Origin of the sequence: Paenarthrobacter sp. CM16 (genome assembly GCF_013179505.1) — a bacterium.
Taxonomy (GTDB): domain Bacteria; phylum Actinomycetota; class Actinomycetes; order Actinomycetales; family Micrococcaceae; genus Arthrobacter.
Map to the genome: position 1 here is coordinate 1 of NZ_JABMCX010000413.1, position 3,131 is coordinate 3,131.

At 62.5% G+C, this 3,131-nt stretch carries 3 protein-coding genes; 2 read left to right on the top strand and 1 reads right to left on the bottom strand.

Annotated features, from left to right (window positions below; genetic code table 11):
• Positions 1-228: 228 nt before the first annotated feature.
• On the top strand, positions 229-930 hold the full coding sequence (locus HP499_RS22640; RefSeq protein ID WP_253951751.1) for an urease accessory protein UreD: 702 nt from the start codon (positions 229-231) through the stop codon (positions 928-930).
• Positions 930-1,970 carry a HoxN/HupN/NixA family nickel/cobalt transporter gene (locus HP499_RS22645; RefSeq protein ID WP_172326324.1) on the top strand — a complete coding sequence of 347 codons (1,041 nt, stop codon included), beginning with the start codon at positions 930-932 and terminating at the stop codon, positions 1,968-1,970. The genes HP499_RS22640 and HP499_RS22645 overlap by 1 nt, the downstream gene beginning before the upstream one ends.
• Here the strand turns inward: HP499_RS22645 and HP499_RS22650 are convergent.
• Complete coding sequence (locus HP499_RS22650; RefSeq protein WP_172326325.1) at positions 1,967-2,944, bottom strand: serine hydrolase; 978 nt, start codon at positions 2,942-2,944, stop codon at positions 1,967-1,969. The genes HP499_RS22645 and HP499_RS22650 overlap by 4 nt on opposite strands.
• Positions 2,945-3,131 lie beyond the last annotated feature (187 nt).

The following is a 3,131-nucleotide window of genomic DNA, read 5'->3' on the forward strand; positions in this document are numbered from 1 at the left end:
TAGCCGATGACTGCGCACGTAGTGAGCTCGGGCGTCGATGTTGGTCCTTGGGGGGACGTGGAGCTCAACTCCGCGCTGGTTCCTTCGGAGCGGGGGGTGCGGGGGCGGTTGGAGTTGGGGGTTGGGGTGCGCGGGGGGCGGTCTGTTGCTTTGCGGCAGTTTCATGAGGGCGCTTTGCGGGTGCTTAGGCCGCATTATCTGGATGGGTCCGGGCAGGTTTGTTATGTCATGGTCAATCCGGGTGGAGCGTATCTGGGGGCCGATCTGTTTGTTATTGACGTGGAGGTTGGGGCTGGGGCTGAGCTGTTGTTAACCACGCAGTCTGCCACGAAGATTTATCGGACACCGGGGTCGTTTGCTGAGCAGCGGATGAGTGTCCGGCTGGGGGAGGGCTCGCGGTTGGAGCTGATGCCCGATCAGTTGATTGCTTACCGAGAGGCGAGCTATCGGCAGAATTCGCACCTCAGTCTCCACCCGACGTCGAGCCTTGTCATGGCTGAGGTGGTGACGCCCGGATGGTCCCCGGACGGCGCATCGTTCAAGTATGAAGAGGTGCGGCTGCGGAACGAGATCTGGATTCAGGGCAAAAACGGAGAACAACTGTTGGCGCTCGACAACCTCCTGATCAGGCCACCTCTCAACGACGTGACCGGGATGGGGTTCATGGAAGGCTTCAGCCATCTGGGGTCGTTGGTGGTGGTGGATCCGAGGGTTAATCAGGGGCTTGCTGACGACCTGGATCGCATTTCCCGTGACTTTGATGCGCATACCGGAGTTTCCTTGACGGCGACTATTGCCGGGACTACTGGGCTTGTGCTGCGATCGTTGTCCAACAGCACTGAGGTACTCAACAATTTGCTGGGCGCTTGCACCGGCCTCCTGCGGGAGCGTTGGAATGGGCAGGAACCCTTGAACCTGAGGAAGTATTAATGACTGCGCTGACCGGGCTCGCCGCCATGTACCGGGAGCGGGAGACGCTGTCCTTGCGCACCCGGCTGCTGTTCACGTTCGGTGCCGTGGCCGCTTTGCACGCTGCCGCCGTCGTGCTGTTGCTTGCAGGCACCACCGGCGGCGCGCAACCGCTGGCGCTGGGGTTGGTGATCACCGCTTACGTGGCCGGCATCAAGCACAGCTACGACTGGGACCATATTGCGGCGATTGATAACTCCACCCGCAAATTCGTAGCGCAACGCAAGGACCCCGTGAGCGTCGGCTTCGCCTTCAGCCTGGGCCACAGCTCCGTGGTGATCCTGGCCGGTCTGCTGGTGGTGGCAGGTGCCAGCTTGATCGGGCAGTTCATGGAGGACGGGACTACCGGCAACAAGGTGCTGGGCTTGATCGGCAGCGGTGTTTCCGGGCTGTTCCTGCTGGCGATGGGCCTGTTCAACGGCTCGGCGTTCGTTCGTGCCACGAGCGTATACCGTCAGGTGCAGCGCGGCGGCGAGGTGCGTCCGGAGGACCTCGAGGCGAAAGGGTTCGTGGCCCGCCTGCTCGCCAAACCGCTGTCCAAAGTGCAGCGGCCACGAAACATTTACGTGATTGGTTTCCTTTTTGGGCTCGGCTTCGACACCGCCACCACCATCGGGCTACTGGTCATCACCACGACGGCGTCACTGGCCGGAGTCTCGCCGCTCGCCTTGATGGCCCTCCCGCTCGCGTTCACCGCTGCCATGACCCTGTGCGACTCCGTCAACGGTGTGGCCATGATGAAGATGTACACAGCAGCCATCCATAATCCCCGGCGGAAACTTGGCTTCAACGCCGTGATTACCGGGATTTCCGCGGTTTCGGCGTTGTTCATTGCCGTGATCACTCTTGGCGGATTCGCCAACTCCGCGCTCGAACTCGAGGACCCCCTGACCACGTGGCTCGGAAGCATTGACCTCGGCGACGCCGGCTTGATCCTGGTGGGCTTGTTTGTGGTGGCGTGGGCCGTATCAGTGGTGCGCAGCAGAAAGACCAGCGTCTAGGAGGCCGCCACCGCGTTGAAGAGTTCGTTCGTGTCCACACCCGTGTCCGGCGCGTCCAGCACGTTGGTCAGGAACACGACGCACCGGTCCTGCTCCGGGAACATCCACCATTCTGTCCCGGACCAACCAGGGTGGCCGTAGATCCCCTTCGCGAGGAGCTCGGACTCGTTGGCGGGCAGCTGGAAGCCCAAGCCCGTGTGCCTCAGCGGGGTGGGCCGGGTGGTGATGTGTGAAACGTCCGTGGTGCGCGGGCGGCGCATCGCAGCCAGGGTTGCGGGCTTGACGGCCTTCCCCGAATCCCGCAAAAGCTCCGACCCCAAGTGCAGCAGATCCGAGGCCGTGCCGAACAGGCCTGCTCCGGGGTGGCGGTGTTTGTACATGGCCTGCACGTTCAAACCCGCGGCCTCGGTGCCATGGACTGTGTGCGGGTTGCAGTCCGAGCTAAAGGTAAGCGATGCCGCGCCGGTGTCATGGGCCAGGGAAAGCAACTGCTCCTCGAACGGGCGCCCATCGGCCCACTCGGCCATCGCCGCTGCCCCTTCAAAGGCGATGTTGCAGTACTGGACCAGGCTTCCCGCATAGAACGCTTGGTCCGCTGCGGTGAGGGCCTCGCGGAGTGGAGTGCCGGCGTCGAGCGCTGGATCCGCAATACCGGAACGGTGGCTGAGCAGCTGTTCCAACGTCACGGTATCCGTGCGGCCGGTGCCGAAGCCTGGGACGGCGGCGCTAAGAGGTGCCCCCAAGGACAGCTTCCCCCGCTCCACTTGCCGCATGACGGTCAAAGCGCTGATGGGTTTGGAAACGGAGAAGAGCGCAAAGTGGTCATCGGACGTTGCCGGCCTGCCGTCGTCGGTCCCGAAAGCCACCACATCCTCGATGCCCTGGCTGGACGCGATTCCCAGCACCGCAACCGGCACGCGCCCGAGGTCTACCTGTTTGCGGGCCCAGTCTGCGGACGGTCCTGTTTCCACCATGGTTGTTCCACGCTCTCTTTGGGGGTCTGTGACTCGAATCTACCGCGGCTGCCGGGGTCGGCCGATCTAAAAACACCACAGCGCAGGCCGGTGCGATAATAACAAGTCATATGACTGGTTTTATCAATTACGTTACTAACTTGTAGATAGACGCCCGTATTTCACGTAGCCTGAACTCGTCGTTGCG